Annotated in this window: 29 protein-coding genes and 1 tRNA gene; 22 read left to right on the forward strand and 8 right to left on the reverse strand. The window is 66.1% G+C overall.

Annotated features, from left to right (window positions below; all coding sequences use genetic code 11):
* Positions 1-81: 81 nt before the first annotated feature.
* The 6 genes from adh (at position 82) to FMZ75_RS10175 (ending at position 3,427) form a co-directional block, all read left to right on the forward strand.
* On the forward strand, positions 82-1,599 hold the full coding sequence (gene adh / locus FMZ75_RS10150; protein ID WP_166142594.1) for an aldehyde dehydrogenase: 1,518 nt from the start codon (positions 82-84) through the stop codon (positions 1,597-1,599).
* Positions 1,600-1,789: 190 nt separating this feature from the next.
* Positions 1,790-1,933, forward strand: a complete 144-nt coding sequence (locus FMZ75_RS10155; RefSeq protein WP_166142596.1) for a type II toxin-antitoxin system HicA family toxin — start codon at positions 1,790-1,792, stop codon at positions 1,931-1,933.
* A 9-nt stretch (positions 1,934-1,942) separates the two neighbouring features.
* Entirely contained in the window at positions 1,943-2,230 is a 288-nt protein-coding gene (locus tag FMZ75_RS10160; RefSeq protein ID WP_166142598.1) for a type II toxin-antitoxin system HicB family antitoxin, read from the forward strand.
* 127 nt (positions 2,231-2,357) lie between these two features.
* A complete protein-coding gene (locus FMZ75_RS10165; RefSeq protein WP_108917330.1) occupies positions 2,358-2,537 on the forward strand; it encodes a hypothetical protein in 180 nt (59 codons plus the stop codon).
* A gap of 35 nt (positions 2,538-2,572) precedes the next feature.
* Positions 2,573-2,998 carry a hypothetical protein gene (locus FMZ75_RS10170; protein ID WP_108917329.1) on the forward strand — a complete coding sequence of 142 codons (426 nt, stop codon included), beginning with the start codon at positions 2,573-2,575 and terminating at the stop codon, positions 2,996-2,998.
* Between the two features lie 129 nt (positions 2,999-3,127).
* Positions 3,128-3,427, forward strand: a complete 300-nt coding sequence (locus tag FMZ75_RS10175; RefSeq protein WP_166142600.1) for an alkylphosphonate utilization protein — start codon at positions 3,128-3,130, stop codon at positions 3,425-3,427.
* Between the two features lie 18 nt (positions 3,428-3,445).
* Here the strand turns inward: FMZ75_RS10175 and FMZ75_RS10180 are convergent, their stop codons facing one another.
* Positions 3,446-3,964 (reverse strand): YqhA family protein, encoded by a 519-nt coding sequence (locus FMZ75_RS10180; RefSeq protein ID WP_166142602.1) that lies wholly within the window; start codon positions 3,962-3,964, stop codon positions 3,446-3,448.
* 338 nt (positions 3,965-4,302) lie between these two features.
* On the opposite strand from FMZ75_RS10180, the gene FMZ75_RS10185 reads away from it, so the two are divergent.
* The 9 genes from FMZ75_RS10185 (at position 4,303) to FMZ75_RS10225 (ending at position 13,798) form a co-directional block, all read left to right on the forward strand.
* Positions 4,303-6,075, forward strand: a complete 1,773-nt coding sequence (locus FMZ75_RS10185; protein ID WP_142864124.1) for an acetolactate synthase 3 large subunit — start codon at positions 4,303-4,305, stop codon at positions 6,073-6,075.
* A 96-nt stretch (positions 6,076-6,171) separates the two neighbouring features.
* Complete coding sequence (gene ilvN / locus FMZ75_RS10190) at positions 6,172-6,723, forward strand: acetolactate synthase small subunit (protein WP_024881200.1); 552 nt, start codon at positions 6,172-6,174, stop codon at positions 6,721-6,723.
* Between the two features lie 207 nt (positions 6,724-6,930).
* Entirely contained in the window at positions 6,931-7,950 is a 1,020-nt protein-coding gene (ilvC, locus tag FMZ75_RS10195; protein WP_108917325.1) for a ketol-acid reductoisomerase, read from the forward strand.
* A gap of 100 nt (positions 7,951-8,050) precedes the next feature.
* The gene (locus tag FMZ75_RS10200) at positions 8,051-8,518 is read left to right on the forward strand and encodes a nuclear transport factor 2 family protein (RefSeq protein WP_108917324.1); all 468 of its coding nucleotides are present in this window, start codon (positions 8,051-8,053) and stop codon (positions 8,516-8,518) included.
* Positions 8,519-8,551: 33 nt separating this feature from the next.
* Entirely contained in the window at positions 8,552-9,013 is a 462-nt protein-coding gene (locus tag FMZ75_RS10205; protein ID WP_142864126.1) for a nuclear transport factor 2 family protein, read from the forward strand.
* A 19-nt stretch (positions 9,014-9,032) separates the two neighbouring features.
* Positions 9,033-9,938: a PhzF family phenazine biosynthesis protein gene (locus FMZ75_RS10210; RefSeq protein ID WP_108917322.1), complete on the forward strand. Its 906-nt coding sequence runs from the start codon at positions 9,033-9,035 to the stop codon at positions 9,936-9,938.
* A complete protein-coding gene (locus FMZ75_RS10215; RefSeq protein WP_142864127.1) occupies positions 9,935-10,642 on the forward strand; it encodes an NUDIX hydrolase in 708 nt (235 codons plus the stop codon). Before FMZ75_RS10210 ends, FMZ75_RS10215 begins: the two co-directional genes overlap by 4 nt.
* A gap of 47 nt (positions 10,643-10,689) precedes the next feature.
* Positions 10,690-12,483 carry a 3-dehydroquinate synthase gene (gene aroB, locus FMZ75_RS10220; protein ID WP_166142604.1) on the forward strand — a complete coding sequence of 598 codons (1,794 nt, stop codon included), beginning with the start codon at positions 10,690-10,692 and terminating at the stop codon, positions 12,481-12,483.
* 7 nt (positions 12,484-12,490) lie between these two features.
* The gene (locus FMZ75_RS10225; RefSeq protein WP_207783374.1) at positions 12,491-13,798 is read left to right on the forward strand and encodes an HlyC/CorC family transporter; all 1,308 of its coding nucleotides are present in this window, start codon (positions 12,491-12,493) and stop codon (positions 13,796-13,798) included.
* Between the two features lie 27 nt (positions 13,799-13,825).
* Here the strand turns inward: FMZ75_RS10225 and FMZ75_RS10230 are convergent, their stop codons facing one another.
* A complete protein-coding gene (locus FMZ75_RS10230) occupies positions 13,826-14,272 on the reverse strand; it encodes a helix-turn-helix domain-containing protein (protein WP_166142606.1) in 447 nt (148 codons plus the stop codon).
* A 77-nt stretch (positions 14,273-14,349) separates the two neighbouring features.
* On the opposite strand from FMZ75_RS10230, the gene FMZ75_RS10235 reads away from it, so the two are divergent.
* Positions 14,350-15,255, forward strand: coding sequence for an SDR family oxidoreductase (locus FMZ75_RS10235; protein WP_166142608.1), 906 nt, complete (start codon positions 14,350-14,352; stop codon positions 15,253-15,255).
* A 46-nt stretch (positions 15,256-15,301) separates the two neighbouring features.
* A complete protein-coding gene (gene kdsA / locus FMZ75_RS10240) occupies positions 15,302-16,162 on the forward strand; it encodes a 3-deoxy-8-phosphooctulonate synthase (protein ID WP_166142610.1) in 861 nt (286 codons plus the stop codon).
* Between the two features lie 5 nt (positions 16,163-16,167).
* Here kdsA and queF read toward each other — a convergent pair whose 3' ends face one another.
* The 3 genes from queF to FMZ75_RS10255 form a co-directional block, all read right to left on the reverse strand.
* Positions 16,168-16,629 carry a preQ(1) synthase gene (gene queF / locus FMZ75_RS10245; protein WP_166142612.1) on the reverse strand — a complete coding sequence of 154 codons (462 nt, stop codon included), beginning with the start codon at positions 16,627-16,629 and terminating at the stop codon, positions 16,168-16,170.
* A gap of 114 nt (positions 16,630-16,743) precedes the next feature.
* Positions 16,744-17,331, reverse strand: coding sequence for a DUF2939 domain-containing protein (locus tag FMZ75_RS10250; protein ID WP_166142614.1), 588 nt, complete (start codon positions 17,329-17,331; stop codon positions 16,744-16,746).
* 177 nt (positions 17,332-17,508) lie between these two features.
* A tRNA-Leu gene (locus tag FMZ75_RS10255) sits at positions 17,509-17,593 on the reverse strand.
* A 166-nt stretch (positions 17,594-17,759) separates the two neighbouring features.
* On the opposite strand from FMZ75_RS10255, the gene FMZ75_RS10260 reads away from it, so the two are divergent.
* On the forward strand, positions 17,760-18,764 hold the full coding sequence (locus FMZ75_RS10260) for a complex I NDUFA9 subunit family protein (protein WP_142864133.1): 1,005 nt from the start codon (positions 17,760-17,762) through the stop codon (positions 18,762-18,764).
* A 72-nt stretch (positions 18,765-18,836) separates the two neighbouring features.
* On the opposite strand, the gene FMZ75_RS10265 is transcribed toward FMZ75_RS10260, so the two are convergent.
* Positions 18,837-19,514: a sulfate transporter family protein gene (locus FMZ75_RS10265; RefSeq protein ID WP_166142616.1), complete on the reverse strand. Its 678-nt coding sequence runs from the start codon at positions 19,512-19,514 to the stop codon at positions 18,837-18,839.
* 189 nt (positions 19,515-19,703) lie between these two features.
* Here FMZ75_RS10265 and FMZ75_RS10270 point away from each other — a divergent pair, with 189 nt between their 5' ends.
* The 3 genes from FMZ75_RS10270 to FMZ75_RS10280 all read left to right on the forward strand — a co-directional run bounded on the left by FMZ75_RS10270 (position 19,704) and on the right by FMZ75_RS10280 (position 22,920).
* Positions 19,704-20,510 carry a bifunctional 2-polyprenyl-6-hydroxyphenol methylase/3-demethylubiquinol 3-O-methyltransferase UbiG gene (locus FMZ75_RS10270; RefSeq protein WP_166142618.1) on the forward strand — a complete coding sequence of 269 codons (807 nt, stop codon included), beginning with the start codon at positions 19,704-19,706 and terminating at the stop codon, positions 20,508-20,510.
* Positions 20,511-20,645: 135 nt separating this feature from the next.
* Positions 20,646-21,506 carry a class I SAM-dependent methyltransferase gene (locus FMZ75_RS10275; protein WP_142864136.1) on the forward strand — a complete coding sequence of 287 codons (861 nt, stop codon included), beginning with the start codon at positions 20,646-20,648 and terminating at the stop codon, positions 21,504-21,506.
* Positions 21,507-21,549: 43 nt separating this feature from the next.
* Complete coding sequence (locus tag FMZ75_RS10280; RefSeq protein WP_166142620.1) at positions 21,550-22,920, forward strand: (Fe-S)-binding protein; 1,371 nt, start codon at positions 21,550-21,552, stop codon at positions 22,918-22,920.
* Between the two features lie 188 nt (positions 22,921-23,108).
* On the opposite strand, the gene FMZ75_RS10285 is transcribed toward FMZ75_RS10280, so the two are convergent.
* Complete coding sequence (locus FMZ75_RS10285) at positions 23,109-23,447, reverse strand: hypothetical protein (RefSeq protein WP_166142622.1); 339 nt, start codon at positions 23,445-23,447, stop codon at positions 23,109-23,111.
* 100 nt (positions 23,448-23,547) lie between these two features.
* On the opposite strand from FMZ75_RS10285, the gene FMZ75_RS10290 reads away from it, so the two are divergent.
* On the forward strand, positions 23,548-24,150 hold the full coding sequence (locus tag FMZ75_RS10290; RefSeq protein ID WP_108917309.1) for a hypothetical protein: 603 nt from the start codon (positions 23,548-23,550) through the stop codon (positions 24,148-24,150).
* A 50-nt stretch (positions 24,151-24,200) separates the two neighbouring features.
* Here FMZ75_RS10290 and FMZ75_RS10295 read toward each other — a convergent pair whose 3' ends face one another.
* Positions 24,201-25,889: a DUF882 domain-containing protein gene (locus tag FMZ75_RS10295; RefSeq protein WP_166142624.1), complete on the reverse strand. Its 1,689-nt coding sequence runs from the start codon at positions 25,887-25,889 to the stop codon at positions 24,201-24,203.
* Positions 25,890-25,902: the final 13 nt, after the last annotated feature.

Consider the following 25,902-nt stretch of genomic DNA (forward strand, 5'->3'; position numbering starts at 1 on the left):
CCCACTGGCGCAGCCGGCCGCGCGGGCGGATGATTTCCCCCGACGCCGCAAAGGCGCGTGAAACAGTCAAGGGGAAACGTCATGACGAGGCCCGAATTCCTCCGCTCCGCTACGCCCAAATTCAAGGCGCGCTATGAGAATTTCATCGGCGGCCGCTGGGTCGCTCCGCGCGCCGGCCGCTATTTCGAGAATGTGACGCCGGTCAACGGACAGATTCTCTGCGAGGTTGCGCGCTCCGACGAGACCGACATAGAAATCGCGCTCGACGCCGCCCATGCCGCCAAGGACGCCTGGGGCAGAACCAGCGTCGGTGAACGCGCGCGCGTTCTCAACGCGGTCGCCGATCGCATGGAGCAAAATCTCGCGGCGCTGGCGGAAGCCGAGAGCTGGGACAATGGCAAGCCGATCCGCGAGACGACCGCGGCGGACGTTCCGCTCGCCATCGATCATTTCCGCTATTTCGCCTCCGCGATCCGCGCGCAGGAAGGCGGCATATCGGAGCTCGACCACGACACGGTCGCCTATCATTTCCACGAGCCGCTCGGCGTCGTCGGGCAGATCATTCCGTGGAATTTTCCCTTGCTGATGGCGGCGTGGAAGCTGGCCCCGGCGCTCGCGGCCGGCAATTGCGTGGTGCTGAAGCCGGCCGAGCAGACGCCCGCCTCGATACTCGTATGGGCGGAGATCGTCGGCGATCTTCTGCCGGCGGGCGTCGTCAATGTCGTCAACGGCTTCGGCCTCGAGGCCGGCAAGCCGCTCGCCTCCTCGCCGCGCATCGCCAAGATCGCCTTCACCGGCGAGACCAGCACGGGACGGCTGATCGGCGAATATGCCGCGCGCAATCTCATCCCCGCGACATTGGAGCTCGGCGGCAAATCGCCCAACATCTTCTTCGCCGATGTGGCGGCGGAGGACGACGCTTTTCTCGACAAGGCGCTCGAAGGCTTCGCCATGTTCGCGCTCAATCAGGGCGAGGTCTGCACCTGCCCGAGCCGCGCCCTGGTGCAGCGAAGCATCTATGACAAATTCATCGAGAAGGCGGTGAAGCGCGTCGGCGCCATCGTGCAGGGCGATCCGCTCGACGCCAAGACGATGATCGGCGCGCAGGCCTCCAAGGAGCAGATGGAGAAAATCCTCGGCTATATCGACATCGGCCAGAAGGAAGGCGCGGACATATTGATCGGCGGCGGTCGCGCCGAGCTCGGCGGCGATCTTTCCGGCGGCTATTATGTGAAGCCCACAGTGCTCGCCGGCAACAATAAGATGCGCGTGTTCCAGGAGGAGATCTTCGGACCCGTCGTCTCGGTGACGGTGTTCGACACCGACGAAGAAGCGGTGGCGATCGCCAATGACACGATCTTCGGCCTCGGCGCCGGCGTGTGGACGCGCGACGTCAACCGCGCCTATCGCGTCGGCCGCGCCGTGCAGGCGGGACGCGTATGGACCAATTGCTATCACGCCTATCCGGCCCATGCGGCCTTCGGCGGCTACAAGCAGTCCGGCATCGGCCGCGAGAATCATCGCATGATGCTCGATCACTACCAGCAGACGAAGAATCTGCTGGTCAGCTATAGCCCGGACAAGCTCGGCTTCTTCTGAGCGTCCGGCCGGGGCGGCCGTCTCCTCCCTGCGGCCGCCCCGCTCCCATCAAATTAAAGACCTAAGTAAAAACCGAAGGCTACTTGCTCTATTCGTTCCGATGTAATCAATAGGTCGCCATCGATGATCTTCGAAGGCGCCTCATGTTCACCAATAGCCGCGACATCAAACGCCGTCTCGAAAAGGCTGGGTGTTGGTCCGCGTCACGGGATCGCACCATGTCTTTCGAAATCCGAAAACCGGCGCCATAATCCCCCTGCCGCATCCAAAGAAAGACCTCGGCCAAGGTCTCGTCTGGACGATCTACAAGGCTGCGGGCTGGCCCAGAGACTGAACGAGTTCGATGACCCATTACATCGCCATTGTCGAAGAGGAAGAGGGAAAGGCGGTCGGCGTCTGGTTCCCTGATCTGCCCGGCTGCGTCTCCGCGGGCGATAGTCTCGACGAGGCGATGGCCAACGCCGTCGAGGCGTTGACGCTGTGGGTCGATGTCGCGCTCGAGCACGGCCAGCCGATCCCCACGCCGCGCGGCCTCGTCGATCTGAAGCGCGACCCGGAAGTCTCGCGCGAGCTGTCACGCTTCATGGTGGCGCTGATCCCCTTGCGGCCACAACTCGACGCCGCGCAATAAGCGAGCACATTCTTCCCCAGGGGACGGGCGAACGCTCGTCGGCGGGAACGCGCTTGACCCGGTCCTGCGCAAGCGCCAGGATCGAGGCGGCGGGGACGTCACGCCGGATCGGCGCGGAAGGGCGATCATGAACGCTTTCAGTCGCAACATGCTGCTCGCGCTGGGCGTCGCCGGCTTCGGCTATTTTCTGTGGTCCATCTTCGTCGCCAGCCGCTATCAGGCCCTTTGCGAAATCTCCTATTGGTCCGCGACCGAGGCGCAATTGCGCGCCTGCGACGAGATGCGCTCCTCTCTGCCGAGAAATTGACGAGGCCGCGCCGCGCGCGCATTGCGGGACATGGAATGAAAGCCAGACTCTACGCCCTCGCGGCCCTAGCGCTGCTGCTCGCGCCGCACGCCCTCGCCTCGGAAATTCATCTCGATTGCGGGCGCACTGGTCGAACGGTCGCGATCGACATCGACACCGGCCGGCGCTTCGTGCAGCTCATTTGGGAGGATGGCGTCGCCGAGGAATATCGAGATGGCGATAGCTATGTCTCCGGCGCGAGCGGCTCCAGCGACACGCAAAAAGTCACTTATGCGGTCAGCGTCGACAAGGATGCAGTGAGCTTCGGACAGGACCGAATCTGCGTCGCCGCGAGCGGCAAATGCCGAGACCAGCATATTCGCAACCTGCTCGACACAGCCGCCGGCACGCTGAAATATGACGATGGCGGCGTCATCGCCGTGATGAAATGCGCGCTCGCGCCGCCCGGCCGCAGATTCTAGAAGCGTCGCGCCCCTCGAGAAACGCATCGCTCCGCTCCACCTTGCGCCGGGACGGCGCGGTCGCCTAAGAGAGCGCATCCCGATGCGCGGCTCTCTCGCGTGCGGCGTTCTCACAGGAAAGAGGTTCGCGTGGCCGACGACGAAGACTATGTCTATGACGAAGCGAGCGGCGAATGGGTCCCGGCGTCGCAACTCGCCGCGGCGGCGGCGCAGGCGAAAGTCGTGAAGGATTCGGCCGGCAATGCGCTCGCCGACGGCGATTCCGTGACCCTCATCAAGGATCTGAAGGTGAAGGGCGCCAATCAGACGTTGAAGCAGGGCACGGTGATTCGCTCGATCCGCCTCACCGACGATCTGGAAGAGATCGACTGCCGGCACGACACCATCAAAGGATTGGTGCTGCGCACGGAATTCGTGAAGAAACGCTGAGCGGGCGCTACGGCGCCCTCAATGCCCTTGCTCGCCGTGATTGGTCCCATGGCCGCCGGCGAGGCGCTCCGACAGAGCGAAGGCCAGCGTCGAGACGACGAAGGTCAGATGAATGCCGAGATAGAAATACAGATCCCGGTCGCTCATATGCGGCACGTCCATGAAGGCTTCGAGCAGCTTGATCGCCGAGATGGCGACAATGGTCGAGAGCAGCTTCAGCTTCAGCTCGGAGAAATCGATCGAGCCCATCCAGTCCGGCCAGCCGGGCTGGCTGTCCGTATCGACCTTGGAGACGAAATTCTCATAGACCGACAGCATGACCGTCACCACCAGCGCGCCGGTGAGCGTCATGTCGATGAGATCGAGCACCAGCAGCGTCATATTGGATTCGGTGGCGGTGACGAGATGCGCCGTCGCCTCGAAGAGATGAACGCCGGCTTTATAGAGCAGCTCCAAGAGCCCCACCGCCAGCATGACGAAGAAGGGCGCGAGCAGCCAGCGCGACATGAACAGGAAGGATTCGAAAAAGCGCTTCATCTTCGACTCGTTCTGGTGGGGGGCGACGGAGGCGTACACGAATTCGCCGCGCCGGCCAAGCTCAGGAGACCGGCGCGCGCGCCGATCGCCTCTTTGCCCGCGGAATCGCCTTGACCCCTGCGGTCGTCTCCCGTAACGTCTGATCCGGTATTTCACCTGGAGCGGGCCGTGAAGGGCATTCTTCTCGTAGGCAGGGCGCTGGAGACGGAGCGGGTCTGATCCCGAGCTTCCGCCGCTGGCGCTTATCCGAGGCCCTCCAGGGGGCCTTTTTTATTGCCTATGGGGGCGCGCCCGCGCGCCCTACGTCTCGAGGGTCGAGGAAAGCGGAGCTGGAGAGAATGGCGAAGCAAATGACCGGAGCGGAAATGGTGGTCGAGGCCCTGAAGGATCAGGGCGTCGAAGTGCTTTTCGGCTATCCCGGCGGCGCCGTCCTTCCGATCTACGACGTTCTCTTCCACCAGGAGAAGGTGCGGCATATTCTCGTGCGCCACGAGCAGGGCGCGGCCCATGCGGCGGAGGGCTACGCCCGCTCCTCCGGCAAGCCGGGCGTGCTGCTCGTCACCTCCGGCCCCGGCGCCACCAACACCATCACCGGCCTCACCGATGCGCTGATGGACTCCATTCCGCTGGTCTGCATCACCGGCCAGGTGCCGACGCATCTCATCGGCTCCGACGCTTTTCAGGAATGCGACACGGTCGGCATCACGCGCCACTGCACCAAGCATAATTATCTGGTGAAGAATATCGCCGATCTGCCGCGCATCCTGCACGAGGCCTTCTATGTCGCCTCCAGCGGGCGGCCGGGGCCGGTGGTGATCGACATTCCGAAGGATGTGCAATTCGCGTCGGGGACCTACACCGGCCCGCGCAATGTGCATCACAAGACCTATCAGCCCAAGCTCGACGCCGACACGGACGCCATTCGCCGCGCGGTGAAGATGATGGCCGCCGCCAAGCGGCCGATTTTCTACACGGGCGGCGGCGTCATCAATTCCGGCCCGGCCGCCTCGACGCTGCTGCGCGAATTGGTCTCGCTGACCGGCTTCCCGATCACCTCCACGCTGATGGGCCTCGGCGCCTATCCGGGCTCCGGGCCGAACTGGCTCGGAATGCTGGGAATGCACGGCACTTTCGAGGCCAATAACGCCATGCACGACTGCGATCTGATGATCGCCGTCGGCTCGCGTTTCGACGATCGCATCACCGGAAGGCTCGACGCCTTCTCACCCGGCTCGAAGAAAATCCACATCGATATCGATCGCTCCTCGATCAATAAGAATGTGAAGGTCGATCTGCCGATCGTCGGCGATTGCGGCCATGTGCTGGAGAGCATGGTGCGCATCTGGCGCGCCGAGGCGATGCACGCCGAGAAGCAGCCGCTCGACGCCTGGTGGAAGAAGATCGACGAATGGCGCGACCGCAAGTCGCTGGCCTTCCGCAATTCCGACAAGGTCATCAAGCCGCAATACGCCGTGCAGCGGCTCTATGCGCTGACCAAGGATCGCGATCCTTACATCACCACCGAGGTCGGCCAGCATCAGATGTGGGCCGCGCAGCATTATCATTTCGACGAGCCCAATCGCTGGATGACTTCCGGCGGGCTCGGCACCATGGGCTATGGCCTGCCGGCGGCGATCGGCGCGCAGCTCGCGCATCCCAAATCGCTGGTCGTCGACATCGCCGGCGAGGCGTCCATTCTGATGAACATTCAGGAAATGTCGACGGCGATCCAATATCGCCTGCCGGTCAAGGTGTTCATCCTCAACAATGAATATATGGGCATGGTGCGCCAGTGGCAGGAACTGCTGCACGGCGGACGCTACTCGCACTCCTATTCGGAGGCGCTGCCCGATTTCGTGAAGCTCGCGGAGGCCTTCGGCGCCAAGGGCATTCGCTGCTCCGACCCCGCCGATCTCGATCGCGCGATCCAGGAGATGATCGACTATGACGGGCCGGTGATCTTCGACTGCCTCGTCGAGAAGGGCGAGAATTGCTTCCCGATGATCCCCTCGGGCAAGGCGCATAACGACATGCTGCTCGCCGACCTCTCCGACGACGCCGGAATCGAGCTCGGCTCGATCATCGACGAAAAGGGCAAGATGCTGGTGTGAGACGAGCGCGAATAGCGAGATAGCGAGTAGCGAATAGAGCTGCTCCTGCGTCGACTATTCGCTACTCGCTACTCGCTATTCGCTGGAAACGGACACATGAACGCTCCCCTCTCCCCGCCCTCGCCCTATTCCTCGCCGACGTCGCGCTCCAATGTGGAGACGCATACGCTCGCCGTGCTGGTCGACAATGAGCCGGGCGTGCTGGCGCGCGTCGTCGGCCTGTTCTCGGGCCGCGGCTATAATATCGAGAGCCTGACGGTGGCGGAGGTCGCCCATGGCGAGCATCTCTCGCGCATCACCGTCGTTACCTCCGGCACGCCGGAGACGATCGAGCAGATTCAGCATCAGCTCGAGCGGCTGGTGCCGGTTCACAAGGTCACCGATCTCACCGTCTCCGCCCGCTCGCTCGAGCGCGAGCTGGCCATGGTCAAGGTGAGGGGCAAGGGCGAGGAGCGCAACGCCGCGCTGCAGCTGGCCGAGGCCTTCCGCGCCCGCGTCGTCGACGCCACGACCGAGAGCTTCATCTTCGAGCTGACCGGAAAGCCGAATAAAATCGATGAATTCGTCGATCTGATGCGCCCGATCGGGCTCGTCGAGGTCTCGCGCACCGGCGTCGCGGCGATCTCGCGCGGGCCGGACCCGATCTGATCGGGCGATCCTCGAGATTTTGACCTTCACGCCATGGGCGCGTAGAAAGGTCCCGCGGAATTGCCCGTCGCCTCGACCGTCTTCCCGAGCCGACGGAAAAACAATGTAAAATCAAGCTGGAAAGACAGGCCTCCGGGACCGCCCGGCGGTCGAGGAACTCTTGAAGCCGAACGACGGCTCTGTCGTCCTGTGGGGGAAAGCGAGAATATGCGCGTCTATTACGATCGGGATGCCGACATCAATCTGATCAAGGGCAAGAAGGTCGCTGTGGTGGGCTATGGCAGCCAGGGCCACGCCCATGTCCTGAACCTCAAGGATTCGGGCGTCGGCGAGGTCGCGGTCGCGCTGCGCAAGGGCTCCGCCTCCGCCAAGAAGGCCGAGGGCGCCGGCGTCAAGGTGATGGAAGTCGCCGAGGCGGCCAAATGGGCCGATGTCGTCATGATGCTGACGCCGGACGAGCTGCAGGGCGAGATCTACGCCGCCGAGCTCGCGCCGAATCTCAAATCCGGCGCGGCGCTGTTCTTCGCCCATGGCCTCAACATACACTTCAATCTCATCGAGCCGCGCGCCGATCTCGACATCATCATGGTCGCGCCCAAGGGCCCCGGCCACACGGTTCGCGGCGAATATCTGAAGGGCGGCGGCGTCCCCTGCCTCATCGCCGTGCATCAGAACGCCTCCGGCAATGCGCTCGAGCTCGGCCTCTCCTACGCCTCGGCGATCGGCGGCGGCCGCGCCGGCATCATCGAGACCACCTTCCGCGAGGAATGCGAGACCGATCTCTTCGGCGAGCAGGTCGTGCTCTGCGGCGGCCTCGTCGAGCTGATCCGCAATGGCTTCGAGACGCTGGTCGAGGCCGGCTATGCGCCGGAAATGGCCTATTTCGAGTGCCTGCACGAGGTGAAGCTGATCGTCGACCTCATCTATGAGGGCGGCATCGCCAATATGAATTATTCGGTCTCCAACACGGCCGAATATGGCGAATATGTCACCGGTCCGCGCATCATCACCAAGGACACCAAGGCCGAGATGAAGCGCGTGCTCGAAGATATTCAGTCCGGCAAGTTCACCCGCGACTGGATGCTCGAGAACAAGGTCAGCCAGACGTCCTTCAAGGCCACCCGCGCCCGCAACGCCGCTCATCCGATCGAGGAAGTCGGCGGACGCCTGCGCGGCATGATGCCCTGGATCGGCAAGAACCGGCTGGTCGACAAGGACCGCAACTGATCCTTTTTTCTAAAGGAGACGATCACGACGCCCAGCTCGGATCGAACGCATCGTCGAAAGAGGCGCGGAGAGACGGCCGCCCTCATGACGGGGAAGCGCGATGCAGCCGAAAATCGACGAGCCTGACGAAGAGCATCGTCGCGAATTGAGACGCAACGTCTTCGAGATCACGCGCCTGCGCATGTCGGGCCGGATCGACGAGATGATGCGCTACTTCGCACGCGATGTCGTCGTGCGCTATCACGGCACCAAGGAAGGCCTGTTTCTTCCGGGCGTTCTCCATGGCCGCGACGCGTTCAAGGAGAATATTCGGCTGACCGACGTCAATTACGAGCCGCTCGGCGGCGAGGTGCTGGCGATCCTCGTCGATGGGCCGAAATCATCGGTGCGATGGCGCAACTCCTGGCGCCATCGCAACTCCGGCCGCACGGCGACGCTGGACATGGCGCATTTCCTGTACTGGCGGAACGGGAAGGTGGTCGAGATGTTCGAATATCTCGACTATCACAGCTGGGGACGCTCCGCCGCCGAGGCGCTGATCGAGCGGGACGATCCTCGGCCCCGATAATCGCGGCCCGATAATCGCGGATCGAGGCGTTGCATGACGAATAGCGAAGATTTTTTCTCTCGCCCTCCGCCCGGGCTCGATCGCGACGAAATCCGGCGCCGCGTCGAGCTGCTTGCGCGGCAGCCCGCCGAAAACGGCGATTTCGGCGTCGTCCGGGACTTCTGCGCGCAGGACGTCGTCTGCGAATTCGTCGGCGACAAATCCCGCATCCCCTATGCCGGCCGCCATTTCGGCGTCGACGCGCTGCTGAATATATTGCGCGCGATCAATATCGATTTCGCTCAATCTGAGCAGCAGATCGACGATGTCATCATCGACTCCGGCGGCGTCGCGATGCGGCGCAGCATCCGCTGGCGCCATCGCGGCACAGGCCTCGAGGGCCGCGTCGATCTCGCCGATTTCATACGCTTCGAGAATGGCCTCATCGTCGAATTGATCGAGTTCCGCGATTCGATCACCATCCTCTCCATTCAGGGCGATCCGCCCTGGCCTTGAGCGAGCCTGCGTCAGCACCATGCGATTGCGCTTCTCCACGCTCGACGTGTTCACGAACACGCGCTTTGCCGGCAATCCGCTCGCCGTCGTGCTCGGCGCGGACGGGCTCGACAGCGCGACGATGCAGACCATCGCCTGCGAGTTCAATCTGAGCGAGACGGTCTTCGTTCTGGAGCCACGCGATTCCATCAATACCGCGCGGCTGCGCATCTTCACGCCGCTGCGCGAATTGCCCTTCGCCGGCCATCCGACGATCGGCGCGGCGATCCTGCTGGCGACGCAGCGCGCGCCCGAGATGCTGACGCGCAATGGAATCGTCATCGCGCTCGAGGAGGAGATCGGCCTCGTCCGCTGCGATGTGGTGAGGGACGCCTCGCGCGCCATTCTCGCGCGCTTCACGGCGCCGCGCCTGCCGGTTCGCGGCGCATGGTCGCCGGAGCCGGCGCCGCTCGCCAAAGCGCTCGGCCTCGAAAGCGAGGAGATCGGCTTCGGCCGTCACGCACCGTCGACCTTCTCCGCGGGCGTGGAGCTCGTCTTCGTTCCGATCCGCTCGCGCGCGGCGCTGGATCGCGCGCGGCCGGACCCAGCCGCCTTCGCCGCGCTGCTGGGCGAGCGCATCGGCGCCTATCTCTACACGAGTGAGACAGTAGAGCCGGCGAGCGCGGTCGCGGCCCGAATGTTCGCCAATGGCGTCGGCATAGGCGAGGACCCGGCGACCGGCGCGGCGGCGGCGGCCTTCGCCGGAGTCGCCCACGCCTTCGAGGCGCCCGAGGACGGCGAGCATGAATTCGTCATCGAGCAGGGCTACGCCATGGGCCGCCCCTCCCGCATCATCCTCGGCTCGCGAATCGAGGCGGGCGCGCTCGTCGCCGTCACAGTGGCGGGCCATGCGGTGGAAGTGCAGCGCGGAGATCTGGATCTATGAGCGGCGAAGTCGAGATCGTCGGCGTCTCGGCCCTGCATTGCGTCCTCGAGCCGCATGACTGGGCCTTCGACCGGCTGCGCGGCGCGGAGATCGACGCGCATTGGGCCGAGCGCCGCGCCGCCGTGCCGGCGCTCTATGACGGCCCCGTGCTGCTCGCGCACAGCGTCTCGCGCGGCGAGACGGCGCTCGGCGTCAAATTCTTCGAGACGCGCTTCTCGCGTTTCCTCGCCTGGCGGGATTTCGGCTTTCCGGACGCCGGCGTCTACAATTGCTTCTCCATGCCGGCGTTGCGCTCGGCCGACGGCGCCTTTCTGCTCGGCGAGATGGGGGCGGATCATTCCGCCGCCGGCGCGATCTATTTTCCCGCCGGCACGCCGGATCCGAGCGATCTGCGCGACGGCATGGTCGATCTCGAGGCCAATCTGCTGCGCGAGCTGGAGGAAGAAACCGGCATTGCGCCGCAGGAGGCGCGGCTTTCGCCCGATTGGACCATCGTCTACGCCGGGCCGCGCGTCGCCTGCATGAGAATCGCGCAATCGCCGCTGTCCGCCGCAGAGCTGGAAATGCGCGTAAACTCCTATATCGCCTCGCAGAAAAAGCCGGAGCTGGCTGGCGTGCGCATGGTCGCGCGGCGCGCCGAGCTCGCCGAGCCGCGAATGCTCGGTTTCATCCGCCGTTTTCTCGAGCCGCTGCTGCCCCCATGAGCAAATGGGGGCTGAATTTCCTGGCGGCGCGGTGTAGATTACTCCTCATGAGCAAAGTGCAGGCGATCGGCGGCCATGCGGCGCGGCCGGGCGGACAGACTCCGCCCGCTGACAGCGCGCGCGCCATTCGCGGCGCACTGCTCGGCCGCTCGCTCGTGCTGGTCGGCATGATGGGCTCCGGCAAGACCTCCATCGGCCAGCGTCTGGCGCAGCGCCTCGGCCTGCCGTTCAAGGACGCCGACGCCGAGATCGTCGCCGCCGCGGCGGGAATGTCGATCCCCGATATTTTCGCCAAATATGGCGAGGCGCATTTCCGCGACTGCGAGCGCCGCGTCATCGCCCGGCTGCTCGCCGGCGAGCCCTGCGTGCTGGCGACCGGCGGCGGCGCCTTCATGGACGAGACCACGCGCAACCGCGTGAAGGAGCGCGGCGTCTCGCTGTGGTTCGACGCCGCTCATGAGGTTCTGCTGCGCCGCGTGCGCCGCAAGGGCGACCGCCCGCTGTTGCAGACCAGCGACCCCGCCGCCGTATTGCGCCGGCTGATGGACGAGCGCTATCCCGTCTATCGCCAGGCCGACATCGCCGTGCTCTCCCGCGACGTGCCCCATGAGGTGATGGTCGAAGAGACGATCGCGGCGCTGCTCGCATGGGCGCATGGCGCGCCGGAGAGCGCGACCACACGAGGATTCGATCGATTCATGACGTCACGAACGCCGCCCGCCCCCGTCGAGCCGCAGACTGTCGAAGTGGGGCTCGGCGGCCGCGCTTATGACATCATCATCGGCGCCGGGCTGCTGGAGCAGGCGGGCGAGCATCTCGCCCGCGTCGCGCCGGGCGCGGCCTGCGCCGTCGTCACCGACGCCAATGTCGCCCGGCTGCAATTGCCCGTGCTGCGCCAGAGCCTCGAGAAAAGCGGCATTCGCACCGTCTCCATCGTCGTCGAGCCGGGCGAGGCGTCCAAATCCTTCCCGGTCTTCCAGCGCGTCTGCGAAGAGATTTTGGAGGCGCGCATCGAGCGGCGCGACGTCGTGCTGGCGCTGGGCGGCGGCGTGGTCGGCGACCTCGCCGGCTTCGCGGCGGCGAGCGTGCGCCGCGGCTCCCGCTTCGTGCAGGTTCCGACCACGCTGCTGGCGCAGGTCGACTCTTCCGTCGGCGGCAAGACCGGCATCAACACGCCGCAGGGCAAGAATCTCGTCGGCGCGTTCTATCAGCCCGCGCTGGTGCTGGCCGATGTCGACGCCCTGGCGACGCTGCCGCTGCGCGAGTTCCGCGCCGGCTACGCCGAAGTGGTCAAATACGGCCTCATCGACGACGCCTTCTTCTTCGAATGGCTGGAGAACAACGCTTCCGCCGTCTTCGCCGACCGCGCCGCCCGCGTCGAGGCGATCTCGGTGAGCTGCCGCTCCAAGGCCAAGATCGTCGCCCGCGACGAGACCGAGCAGGGCGACCGCGCTCTGCTCAATCTCGGCCATACTTTCGGCCATGCGCTGGAGCGGCTCGTGCATTACGACGGCGAGCGCCTCGTCCATGGCGAGGGCGTCGCCATCGGCCTCGTCTGCGCCTTCCGCTTCTCGGCGCGGCTCGGCCTCTGCAGCCAGCAGGACGCCGAACGCGTCAGCCGCCATCTGACCCGCGTCGGCCTGCCGACCCGCATTCGCGACATTTCCGGCTGGCGCGACGACGCCGACGCCATGCTCGACGCCATGTTCCAGGACAAGAAGGTCGAGAAAGGCGCGCTCACCTTCATTCTCGCGCGCGGCATCGGACGCTCCTTCGTCGAGAAGGGCATAGACGTGGACCAGCTGCGCAGTTTCCTCAAAGACGAAATCGCGCGCGAATAGGGGCGTCATGCACGGCGGAGCGGAGGCTGGCCTGGAGAATGTCGACATCTGGGTCGCGACACTAGTCGTATTGCTGTGCGTGCTGCTCTCGGCCTTCTTCTCGGCCTCCGAGACGGCGCTGACAGCGGCGTCCCATGCGCATATGCACGCGCTGGAGAAGGAGGGCGACCATCGCGCGGCGCTGGTCAATCGTCTGCTGCGCCAGCGCAACCGCATGATCGCGGCGCTGCTTCTCGGCTCCACTCTGGTCAATATCGGCGGCTCGGCCTTCACCACCAGCGTGCTCGTCTATCTCACCGGCGAGAGCGGCGCCGTCTACGCCACCATCATCATGACGGCGCTGCTGCTGGTCTTCGCCGAAGTGCTGCCCAAGACCGTGGCGATCAACCATCCCGATCGGCTGTCGCTGCGCGTCGCGCGCGTCATCGGCGTCTTCGTCGCCGTCTTCGGCCCGCTGCTCTTTGCGGTGGAGGCCTTCGTGCGCGGCGTGCTGAAGCTCGTCGGCGTCGAGATCGGCCATGGCCGCACGCTGCTCTCGCCCTATGACGAGCTCAAGAGCGCCGTCGACATCATGCACGAGGAGGGAACCGTCGAGCGCAATTGGCGCGACATGTTCGGCGGCGTGCTCGATCTTCAGGTGCTGCATGTCGCCGATGTGATGATCCATCGCACCAAAATGCGCACCATCGACGCCGATCTTCCGCCCGAGCAGATCGTGCGCGAGGTGCTCGCCTCGCCCTTCACGCGTATGCCCTTGTGGCGCGACCGGCCGGATAATTTCATCGGCGTCATCCATTCGAAGGACCTGCTGCGCGCGCTCGATGCGGCGAAGGCGGACTTCTCCCAGCTCGACATAGACGACATAGCGCTCGAGCCCTGGTTCGTGCCGGAATCGACGACGCTCGAGGATCAGCTCGAAGCGTTTTTGAAGCGCAAGACGCATTTCGCGCTGGTCGTCGACGAATATGGCGAGGTGATGGGCCTCGTCACGCTCGAGGACATTCTCGAGGAGATCGTCGGCGACATTCGCGACGAGCATGATCTCGCAATGCAGGGCGTGCGGCAGCAGCCGGACGGCTCGGTGCTCGTCGACGGCGCAGTGCCGCTACGCGATCTCAATCGCGTGATGGAGTGGAGCCTGCCCGACGAGGAGGCGACGACGATCGCCGGCCTCGTCATCCATGAGGCGGCGGCCATTCCCGAGGCGGGCCAAGTGTTCAACTTCCATGGTTTCCGCTTCGAGGTGCTGCGCAAGATGCGCAATCGCATCACCGTGCTGAAAGTGACCCCGACCGAGGCCCGAGAGCCCGACTGACGCGCGCCGGGCTGACGCGCGCCCGGCTCACGCCGCGCTCTCTTCGGCCGGTCCTTCGTCGAAGCGCCGCCGCGCCGCGACGATCGCCGAATGGCTCTGCTCCGCCCAGCGAATGAGCGCTGCGAGCGGCTCCATCATGGCGACGCCGAGCGGCGTCAGCCGATAATCCACGCTCGGCGGCTTGGTGGGATAGACGCTGCGCGCGACCAGCCCGTCCCGCTCCAGCGTGCGCAACGTCTGCGTCAACATGCGCTTGGAAATATCGGGCGCCGCGCGGCTGAGCGCGCCGAAGCGCTGCGGCCCGCCGGCCAGCGCCATCAAAATCAGCGTCGTCCATTTGTCGCCGACGCGATCCAGCACATCGCGCACCGGACAGCGGCTCGCATCCAGCGCCACCTCTCGCCATGCCTCGAATTTGCGCGCGAGCTCCTCCCGCGCATTGGCGATGGTTCCCTCGGCGTCGCCTGGTCCCAAAAAACTGCCTCCTTCACGGGCTCTTCGGTCTCGGTTAGAGACCTTGTATCAGAAACGAACCCGAAAGGAACGCTGTTATGACTTCCCCCGCTCAGCCGCGCATTTTCGTCACCGGCGCGACCGGCCAGCTCGGCCGGCTCGTCATAGGCGCACTGCTGCGAAGCGTTCCGGCGACGCGCATCGTCGCCGGCGTGCGCCGGACCGACAGCGACGCCGCCCGCGATCTCTCCGCCCTCGGGATAGAGCTGCGCATCGCCGATTATTCCCGGCCGGAGACGCTGGCCCCGGCCTTCGTGGGCGTCGATCGGCTGCTGCTGATCTCCTCGAGCGAGATCGGCCAGCGAACGGCTCAGCATCGCAATGTCATAGAGGCGGCGACGCGGGTCGGCGTCGGGCTCATCGCCTATACGAGCCTGCTGCACGCCGATGTCTCGCCGCTGGCGCTGGCGCAGGAGCATCGCGAGACGGAATCGCTCCTGCGCGCCTCGGGAACGCCTTTCGTGCTGCTGCGCAACGGCTGGTATACGGAGAATTACGCCGCTTCCATCGCTCCGGCGCTGGCGCATGGCGTCTTTATCGGCAGCGCCGGCGAGGGCCGGATCGCCTCCGCCGCCCGCGCCGATTACGCCGAGGCCGCGGCCGCCGTGCTGACGGGCGAAGATCACGCCGGCCACGTCTATGAGCTGGCCGGAGACGACGCCTATACGCTCGGGCAATTCGCAGCGGCGATCGGCGAGGCCGCGGGGCGGAAGATCGACTATCAGAACCTGCCCGAGGCCGATTTCGCCGCCGCTCTCATCGGCGCCGGCCTGCCGGAAGCATTCGCGGCTCTGCTCGCCGATGCCGACGCCGGCGCGGCGACGGGCGCGGTGTTCGACGACGGCCTCCAGCTCAGGGCGCTGATCGGTCGGCCGACGACGCCTTACGAGGTCACGATCGCGCAGACATGGGCGACTCTCGCCGCACCCTCCAGCGCCGAATGACGCGACGCGCTTCGATCCCGCGGGCGCGAGTGATAAGCTCCCGCGAATGAGCAAAGCGGCGGCGGATTTCTTCACAGTCACGGTCGGCGCGCCTTTGCGCCGCGTGACCTTCGGCAATCATCTGCCGCTCGCCCTCATCGCCGGCCCCTGCGCGCTGGAGAGCCGCGCGCAGGGCCTCGAAATTGCGCAGGCTCTGGCCGAGCTGGCCGCTCGGCTGCAAATCGGCGTCGTCTTCAAAGCCTCCTTCGACAAGGCCAATCGCAGCTCGGGCGCCTCGGGGCGCGGCCTCGGCCTTTCCGCCTCTCTGCCGATCTTCGCCGAGATCAAGGAACGCTTCGGCCTTCCCGTCCTCACCGACGTCCATGAGGCCGCGCAATGCGCGCCTGTCGCCGAAGTGGCGGATATTCTGCAAATCCCCGCCTTCCTCTGCCGCCAGACCGATCTCCTCGCGGCGGCGGCGCGCACAGGGCGCGTCGTCAATGTGAAGAAGGGCCAGTTTCTCGCGCCCTGGGACATGCGCCACGCCATAGACAAGCTGCGCGCCGAGGGCGCCGCCGGCGCGCTGGCGACCGAGCGCGGAACCAGCTTCGGCTATAACGCCCTCGTCTCCGACATGCGCGCGCTGCCCATTCTCGCCGAGACGACCGGCGTCCCGGTCATTTTCGACGCCACCCATTCCGTGCAGCAGCCGGGCGGGCTCGGCGCGGCCTCCGGCGGCGAGCGGCGCTTCGTCCCCGTGCTGGCGCGGGCGGCTGTGGCGGTGGGCGTCGCCGGCCTCTTCATCGAGACGCATCCAGATCCCGACAGCGCCGTCTCCGACGGGCCGAATATGATCGCGCTGCGCGATCTGCCGGCGCTGCTCGAGGCGCTTTTAGCCTTCGATCGGCTGGCGAAGGCGCTGCGATAGAGCGATCAGCCCCGCCCGCGATAGGGCGGCACGCCCTGATCCGGCAGCCAGAGTCCCGCAGGCGGCTCGCCCGTCTGCCAGAAGACGTCGATCGGAATGCCGCCGCGCGGATACCAATAGCCGCCGATGCGCAGCCAGCGCGGCGTCATCGCCGCCGCCAGATCCTTGGCGATGCGGATGGTGCAATCCTCGTGGAAGGCGCCGTGATTGCGATAGCTGCCGAGATAGAGCTTCAGCGATTTCGATTCGACGAGCCATTCCATCGGCGCGTAATCGATGACGATATGCGCGAAATCCGGCTGACCGGTCACTGGGCAGAGCGAGGTGAATTCCGGCGCGACGAAGCGGACGAGATAGGTCTCACCCGGATGCGGATTGGCCACGAGGTCGAGCTCGGCCTCGTCCGGCGAATTGGGCAGCGCCGTCTTCCGCCCGAGCAGCGCGGCGCCCTTGTGCGTCTTCGTCATGAAGAAAGCTCTTAACGCGACGCCCGCCCGCGTCAATCGGGAATGCGACCCGCCGAAACGAGACCGGCGCGCAAGCTCGCGATGGAAAGGCGAGGAGAGCCTTTCATGGAGAGATCACGGGCGCTCGCCCGCATCCGGACGCATGATCTTTTTCAGACTCTCCGGCGGAATGCGAATATCGGCGACCTTCCACGTCCAATCGGCGAGAGCGAAGACGATGGCGACGCCATCCTTGTGGGTGATGCGAAACCGCGTCGGCGACACGAGCTCGAAACGATCGGCGAAGCGCCTCAGATCGAGCTCATTCGTCCCGCCGGCTTCGGCGCCGCCTTCGGGTTCCGGACCGGGCTGGGGCGCGGAGGCGCGCCGCGCCAGCAGGGCGCCGATGGTGGACGGCGAGACGAATCGGTCCACCGCCGTGTCGATGAGCGCGGGACCGAGCGCCGCCAGCAGGCCGGCGCCCAGCCGCGCGCCAGCGTTGCGGCTCTTGTCGGTCTCCCCCAGCGCGCGCGACATCACGATGGTTCCCAGCTGCTCCTTGATCGAGGCGCGCACGGCGGGGAAATCGACATGGTCCGAAATGGCCGCAGCGTCGCCCGCTCTCACGCCGGCCTCGAGCTGGCGCAGCGAGAGAAAGGCGTAGCCGGCGTAGAGAAGCGCGAGAGCCAGCAGCGCGAGAAAGGCAGAGAGAGCGCGTCGCATGATATGTCCCCGGAAAAGCCCGCCCGCGAAGCAGGCCGCGCGGCGCCGTCCGGTTCTGAGCCCGCGACGCCTCTCTTGCAAGCGCCCCGATTATCGATCTCGATTATGGGAATGAAACAGCGCTCTTCACGGGGGAGGCGCCGAACTTGGACATCAGCCAATGCCGATGTCTCGATTTGGTGCCCAGGAGAGGACTCGAACCTCCACGGCTTTCACCACTGGTACCTGAAACCAGCGCGTCTACCAATTCCGCCACCTGGGCAACGCGGCTCTCTTACGAGGCGGACGCTCTGCTTGTCAATGGCGCTCGACATGCTTCGGTCACGCTCGCGCGGCGCATTCCCTTTCCGGCCAAATCGCGCTAGAGCATCCGCCCGAAACGGAGCGATATTTTCGAGCGCTCCGAGCGAATCGGCGTGGGGCGAAGAATGAGCGCAGATGTGAAGGATGCCGGGCGGATCGTGACGGTGTTCGGCGGGTCGGGATTCATCGGGCGCCATGTGGTGGCGGCCCTGGCGCGGGACGGCTGGCGCGTGCGCGTCGCCTGCCGGCGGCCGGACCTCGCCTTTTTCCTGCAGCCTCTGGGCAAGGTGGGGCAGATTTTCCCGGTGCAGGCCAATCTGCGCAATCCCGCCTCCGTCGCCGCCGCCGTGCGCGGGGCCGAGGCCGTCGTCAATCTGGTCGGCGTGCTGGCCGAGGGCGGCAAGCAGAAATTCTCCGCTCTGCACGCGCAGGGCGCGAAGACCATCGCCGAGGCCGCCGTCGCGGCGGGCGCGAAGCATCTCGTCCATGTCTCGGCCATAGGCGCGGACAAGAATTCCAGCTCCGTCTACGCCCGTACCAAGGCGGAGGGCGAGGAGGCGATTCGCGCCGCCTTCCCCGGCGCGGTGATTCTGCGTCCTTCCGTCGTCTTCGGCCCGGAAGATCAGTTCTTCAACCGATTCGGCGCTCTGGCGCGCTATCTGCCGGTCGAGCCCGTCATCGGCGAGGCGACGCGCTTCCAGCCCGTCTATGTCGGCGACGTGGCGCAGGCGGTGGCGCTGGCCGTGGACGGCCGCGCCCAGGCCGGCGCGACCTATGAGCTCGGCGGGCCGGAGGTGAAGACCTTCCGCGCCATCGTCGAATATGCGCTGAAGATCACCGAGCGCGACGTCAAAATCCTGCCGCTGTCCTTCGCGACCGGAGCGATGATCGCGCGCGTCACGCAGACGCTGCACAGCCTCTCGCTCGGCCTTTTCCCCAGCCTGCTGACGACGACCGTCGATCAGGTGGAGCTGCTGCGGCACGACAATGTCGTCTCCGCGCAGGCCGAGGCCGCCGGGCTGACGCTCGAGGGCCTGGGGATCGCCCCGACGGCGATCGAGGCGATCGTTCCGTCCTATCTCTATCGCTATCGCAAGACCGGCCAATATCAGGCGCAGCGGCTGGCTTGAGCGGCAAAGCGCGTTTTCGAGCCGAAGCGGACGCCGCTCGGCTTTTTAAAAACGCGCCCGGACCAAAGGCGCTCAGCGCGCCCGCGCCATTGCGCGGGCGGCGAGCGTCTTGTGCATCCGCACCATGAAGGCCACGCCGAACAGAGGCGTGAACAGGTTGAGCCCCGGCACGGCGACGAAGCCGGCGATGAACAATCCCGCCAGAAACAAAGTCGTCGCATGGCGGCGCGTCAGCTCGCGGGCTTCCTCCAGCGAGCAATAGCGCGTCGCGGCGAAGGCGAAATACTCCCGCCCGAACAAATAGGCGTTGGCCAGCACGAAGACGATGGCGTTGACGCCCGGCACGAGCAGCAGCAGCAGGGCGACGAGATTTACGCCCGCCGAGACCAACGCGAAGCGCAGCGCCATGATCATCGCCTGGCCGGGCGGCAGCGGACGCCCGCGCGGCCCGAGCGGATCGATTTCCTCCTCCACCACATCGGCGAGATCGTCGAGGAAAAATCCCGCCACGAGAATGGAGATCGGCGCGATGAGAAAGGCGAGCCCGAAGACGAGCCCCGCGCCGGTCGCGAAAGTGACGATCGTTCGCAACCAGTAATTGTCGACGGTGAGGAAAGAGAGCGCGACCTTGTCCAGCCCGGTCCAGGCGAGCGCCAGCAGGACGAAAGTCAGGCCGAGGCTCTTGAACAGAACATTGCGGAACGGCGGCGAGAAGATTTGACGGGCGGCGTCCAGAGCGGCTTGCAGCATGAGGGCTCCGAGGGGGGCGGAAAGTCGCCGTCAACATGGGGGGAGCCGGGCGCGGGCGCAAGCCGCGCTGCAAGACGCAGCGCCGCGAGAACGGCGCCCCGGAGCGCGGCGGCGCACGGACGAGCGCCGTCGCCGAATATGTGCTAGGGGCTCCGGCGCGGCCAGGATTCGAAAGGCGAGGTTTTCGCATTGATAGGACGAGATTGGTTCAGACCGCGCCCCCGCTCAGAGGAGGCTCCGGTCACAGATCTGTTTTCAGGGGATGAGACGCGCGCGCCGTCGTTCCAGAACGCCGTCGACGCAATTCCGGGTTGGAGCTGCCATTTTCCGGTCGAATATGGCCTTTCCGCCGGAAAGCTGCCGACCTTCGACGATCCGCGCATCACTTGGGCCATGGAACGTTTCGGCGATCTTTCCGGCCGTGCGGTGCTCGAGCTCGGCCCGCTGGAGGCCTCGCACACCTATATGCTCGCGAAGGCCGGCGCCCATGTCGACGCCGTGGAGGCGAACCGACTCGCCTTCCTCAAATGTCTGGTGGCGCGGGAAATCCTCGATTTTCCCAATGCGCGCTTCTATCTCGGCGATTTCGTGCAATGGCTCGAGCAGACCGAGACGCGCTATGATCTCATCGTCGCGAGCGGCGTGCTCTATCACATGCGCGATCCGCTGCGGCTGCTGCGCGCCATGTCGGAGCGCGCCGACGCGATCTATCTTTGGACCGTGATCGTCGACGACGACAGGCTCGCCCCGAGCGCGACGCAGCGTTTCGAAGGTCTCGACATGCGGCTCTATGCGCGCGGCTATGGCGATCGGAGCGTGGCCTTTTGCGGAGGATCGATGGATTTCCCGAATTGGATGCACAGGAACGATGTTCTCGCTGCGCTCCGCGCGCTCGGCTATGAAGAGATCACCGTGCTGGACGACATCATCGGAACAGCGGGCAACACGCTTCCGACATTTTCTGTCTTCGCCAGACGGCGTCCCGCCGAAGTCTGACGACGTCTCGCGGCGCGGCGGGGCCCTGCTCTTTCATCCGCCGCCCGCCCCCGACGAGGGCGCCGCCAGCGGGCGTCGCGTCACAGAGGAATGGCGCGCCTCTCGTAGAGGACGCGACTCGTATAGAGGAATGGCATGAGCATTCAGGACAAGACCAAGCAGCTCCCCCTCGGCAAACGCCTCACGCGCGCGCTCCGCTCCCTGGTCGGGTTGAAGAACGAGCCGCTGCCCGTCGAGCACGTCAAGCTCAATCGCAGCCAATACAAGACGATCTGGAATTCCGTCTCGGTCTCGCAGGACGACGCCAAAATGGCGGTCAGCGGCTATACGGACGAAGAGGTCTATCGCCAGATGGGCGAGGGCACGCGCGAGATGCTGCAGTCCTATGTCGGCATAGGCCCGGACGATGTGGTGCTGGAGATCGGCGCCGGCGTCGGCCGCGTCGGCGCCGCGCTCGCGCCGATCTGCAAGGAATGGATCGGCGTCGACGTCGCCGAGAATATGCTCGGCCATATTCGCCAGCGCCTCGCCGCTTTCGACAATGTGCGCACGATCCCGACCAGCGGTTTCGACCTCGCCAATGTTCCGGACGCTTCGGTCGACGTCGTCTACAGCACGGTCGTCTTCATGCATCTCGAGGAATGGGATCGCTACAGCTACATCAAGGAAGGCTTCCGCATTCTGCGGCCGGGCGGACGTATGCTCGTCGACAATGTGGACATCACCTCCGATCTCGGCTGGAAATTCTTCGAGGAACATTGCGCTGTGCCGCCCTTCGAACGGCCAGCGCAGATCAGCAAGACCTCGACGCCGCAGGAGCTGGAAACCTATTTCACGCGCGCCGGCTATGAGGCGATCGAGCAGATCCGCGCCGGGCTCTGGATCGTCACCTATGGCCGCAAGCCCGCGGCGCAGGAGCAAGAGCAGCAGCAGCAAGAGCAGCCCGCCGAGCAGTTGGCCGCCGCTCCGGCGGAAGAGGCGCAAGCCGCCGGCTGACGGCTCAAATATTGCTTCCATGCCGCCCGAGGAAACGGGCGGCATGAAGACATTTCTCGACTGGTCGGCTTACGACACCTATGGAATCGGCGACGCCTATTCCGGCATTCCGGCCACCGGCGGCAATTACGCCAAGGCGGTGGCCGTGTGTATGCACAGCCGCGATTGTCAGAAGACCGCCAAGGGCGTCATGTGCCCGAGCTATCGCGTCACCGGCGAAGTCAAGCATTCCACCGAGGCGCGCGTCGCCGCCTTCAAGGCCGCGCTCAATGACGGCAGCGACGAGCGCGCTTTCGCCGATCCGCGCCTCGACGAAGCGATGGATCTCTGCGTCTCCTGCAAGGCCTGCAAGAAGGAATGTCCCAGCGCCGTCGATATGACGCTGATCAAGACCGAATATCTCGCCCAGCGTCACGAGATCGTCGGCGTGCCCAAGCGCCTGCGCCTGTTCGGCGGCGTGCCGGAATGGACGGGCCGCCATCGCGCTCTGCTGCGCTTCGCCATTCGCCTGCGCAATCACTCGCGCCTTCTCTCCAAGCTCGCGGAAAAATGGATCGGCGTCACCGCCCGCCGTCCCATTCCCGAGCCGGCCCCCGCGGCTTTCGCCCGCTCCGCCCCGGCGGCGGCGAGCGCCGGGGCGCGCGGCGAGGTGATCCTCTTCGTCGATACTTTCTGCCATCACTTCGATCCGCATGTGGCCGAGGCCGCCGTCGAGGTGCTGGAACATGCCGGCTATAGTGTGCGCATCGCCGAGCCGGCGCCGACCGATTCCGAGCCGGACCGTCCGCTCTGCTGCGGCCGCACTTATCTCACCACCGGAATGGTGAAAAAGGCCCGTGGCGAGGCGGAGCGCGTGCTCGCCGCCTTCCGCGACGAGATCGCCGCCAAAACGCCGATCATCGGCCTCGAGCCCTCCTGCCTTCTGTCGCTGCGCGACGAGCTCTATAGTCTCGGGCTCGGGCCGGAGGTCGGCGATCTCGGCAAGCAGCTCTATCTGCTCGAGGAGTTTCTGGCCCGCGAATATCAAAACAAGGGCCTGCGCCTTTCGTTGAAGCCGCTCGATCTGCCCAAGGCGGTCGTGCATGGCCATTGCCATCAGAAGGCCTTCGGCGTGATGAAGGCGACGAAGAAAGTGCTCGGCTGGATTCCGGGCTTTACCTTCGACATTGTCGAGACGAGCTGCTGCGGCATGGCCGGCAGCTTCGGGCTCGAGGCCGAGCATTACGAGACGTCGATGAAAATGGCGGAGCTGTCTCTGCTGCCGGCGATGCGCGACGCCGCGCCCGACGCGCCGCTGATCGCCAATGGTTTTTCGTGCCGCCACCAGATCGAGCATGGCAGCGGCCGCAAGGCCCGCCATATCGCGCTGCTGCTGCGCGACGCTCTGCAGCCGGCGCCTCGAGCCGCCGAATAAAACTGTAGAAGCCTGAGTAGAAAGGGCCGCTCGCACCTCCCCCTCGAGGGGGGAGGTCGATCGCCGAAAGCGAGCGGGAGGGGGTGACCGCCCGAGTCTTGCCGTTGAACCCCACCCCGTCCGGCTGTCGCCGGCGCGCGCAGTCGTCCAGAATTGTCCGCTAACCGACAGAATTGAACGTCGCGCGCTCAGCTCTCCCCGGCGCGGCGCTGCGACAGCTCCTCCATCAACGCCGACACCGTATCGAGCAGGCGGATCGCGCCGGGCAGACGGGAATGGGCGTTCTGCTGCGCCTCGCCCTCCGGGTCCATGCCGCGCCACCAGTCGATGAAGTCGCCGATCAGCGCGCGCCCCGGAATTTGCTCGAACGGAACGCCCGGATAGGCGTCGAGGCCGAAAGCCGCCTCGAAATCGCGCAGGCAGGCTTCGACATAGCGGGCGTCGGCGCCATTGAGCGCGAAAGGCCGCTCCGGCGCGCGACGCACCATGCGCACCTCGCTCAACTCCGGAATATAGTCTTTGATCACCGCCCCGCTCCGTCTCCGAAGGCCTCGCGACGGCAGACTCCATCAATTGCGGCGCCAGCCTGCCGCGCGGCCATGGCGCGACGCTTGCATTTTTACGAGCATGACCACAAACGCGACCGAGAGAGGGCCGGTTCCGCCGGCGCTCAAACGATTCATCTGGGATATTCAGTCGATGGTCGAACTCGCCGACAGCGAGCGGGAGATTCTCCTCATCGGCCGCGATCTGATGACCCGCCTCGTCGCCAGCGACGATTGCCTGCCGGCGGTTTTCGCCGAGGCTCTGCCGGGGCGCGGGCGGCAATTCCAACTCTATAGCGATGGCGAGGAGCGCTTCGCCGTGGTCGCCTCCGTGCTCGCCGGCGGCGCCGGCCTGTCGCTGGAGCAACCGGGGGTCTGGGAAATCGCCGGCGTCTTGCGCGGCGCGGTGGCGCGGCGCCTGCCCGGCGGGGCCGAAGACGCGCACGCATTGGAGAAAGGCGCGGTCGAAGCGCGGCTCTCCAAGACCGGCCCCTCCGCCGCCCTCGCCAATGCGCTGGCCGAGGAGGTTTCGATCGCGATCCAGGTCTATGGCGGGCCGGTCGCCGGCGTCGTCCGCCGCTCGGTCGCGCCCGATGGCGCGGTCGGCGAGGCCGAGCCCTACGCCAATGGGGAGGCGACGCCCCCCTACGACATCTTCACCATTCAAACCGAGATAAAGGACTGATTCAGCGGTCTGCGCCGACCCTCCTCCGCTCCACGAAAGCGAGCGGCGGCTCAGCGCGTCGAAACGAAGCGGTCCGTCGGCAGAATCGCCGTTTGGCCGGCGAAAGCCTGCGCCTGTCCGCTCGATGCCGAGGGCGCGAATAATCCCGCATCGGCGCGGGCGGCCGAGCGCGGCGCGGCGAAAGTGGCTCCGAGCGCCGTGCCGCCCGGCAACCGGCTCGCCGAGACCGCGGTCGTCAGCGCACGGAAATTGGAGCGGTCCAGCCGCGCTGGCACCAGCTCCACTTTCGCCGCCGCGGGCTTGGCGATCGGGGCCGGTCTGGCGGCAGGAAGGCGCAGTTCGGAGCCGGCGAATTCGCTTCCATAAGGAAGCGATCGCGCGGCGGACGGCGCATAGGCGAGCAGCGGCTCCGGCTTGGAAGGCGAAGGCTCGAGAGGAGCCGAAGACTTGAAAGTCGAAGACGTCGGAGCAGATGAAGGCGCCGGATGCGCGGCCGGCGACGGCGGGGCGCTGCGCGCCTCCTCGATGACGCCGCCGCGCAGGCTGGCGGGGCCGAGATCGACGAGGCTGGCGATGGCGCCCACGGCGCGGCGGGCCGGCGGCGCGGCTGCGACACTCGCCAGAGCGGCGAATTCGCTCGGACGCGACGGCGGCAGGGGCGCGCCGGCGAGGGCGAGGAACATCGGACGCCGCGGCGGCAGGGGTGCGGCGAGGGCCGCGTCGAGCTTCGCCTCGATCCGCGCTTCCTCGGCGGATATCGCGAGCGAGGCCGTCGTCACCGGCTTTTGCCGCTCGGCGGTGCGCGAGACGGCGGGCGGATCGGCCGGGCCGGCGCTCAGCTGCGTCTCGCCGCGCGGCAAATTGCGCTCGGCCGCGACGATGCGCTCCGGCTCGCGACGGCTCGGCGCCGCGGCCTCGAGGCTCTCCTCCTCCTCGGAGGCGCCGGCGGAGCGGCGCGGCGCCAGCGACGCCCATTGCTTGCGCGCCGTCGGCGGCGGAGCCGTGGCGACGCCGCTGTCCTCGTCCTCCTCGCCGCCGCCGAACAGCATGGCGAAAAGCCCCCTGCTCTGGCGCTGGACCGCCGGAACATAGGCGCCGTTGCCGCGCGCCTCGATCTCGGCCTTGGCCTCCTCATAGCGCGCGAGCGGCTGGTTGTTGGCGGGCAGATGCACGGTCTTGCCGTCCGGGAACAGGCGCGCGAGCTGGTCATAGCTCATGCGCGGCCAGGAGCGGACGCCGCCGACGTCGAGATGCACGAAAGGCGTGCCGGCGGTCGGATAATAGCCGACGCCGCCGCGCTGCATCCGCATTCCGATCTCGCGGATCTGCTCCATGGACATGCCCGGCATGGTGGTGTCCATCGCCTTGCCGAGCATGTGCTGCGAATGTTTCGCCACGGCGCGGGAGCGGCGGCGCAGCATGGAGTTGGTTTCCGGCGAGCGATAGGCGGAGACGACATGGACCGGCTCGGTCGCCCCGGCCTGTCGATAGGCCTCCCATACGACATCGAAGAGGCGCGGGTCCATTTTGGTCGGCTCGTCGCGGCGCCAGTCGCGCAGGAACCAGTTCAACTGCTCGAGAACCGCCGAGTCGTAGCGGCCATTGACCAGATAAGTCGCGGCGATCTGCTCTTTGGTGTGGCTGTGGAAGAGATAGAGCGTGCGCGTGTCGCCATTGGCGACCGCGTCTTCGGTGAAGGACGGAGCCAGCGCCGCGATCAGCGCCGCCGCGGCGCTCATGAGCCGCGCGATA

The organism is Methylosinus sp. RM1 (assembly GCF_011378635.1).
GTDB classification, from domain to species: domain Bacteria; phylum Pseudomonadota; class Alphaproteobacteria; order Rhizobiales; family Beijerinckiaceae; genus Methylosinus; species Methylosinus sporium.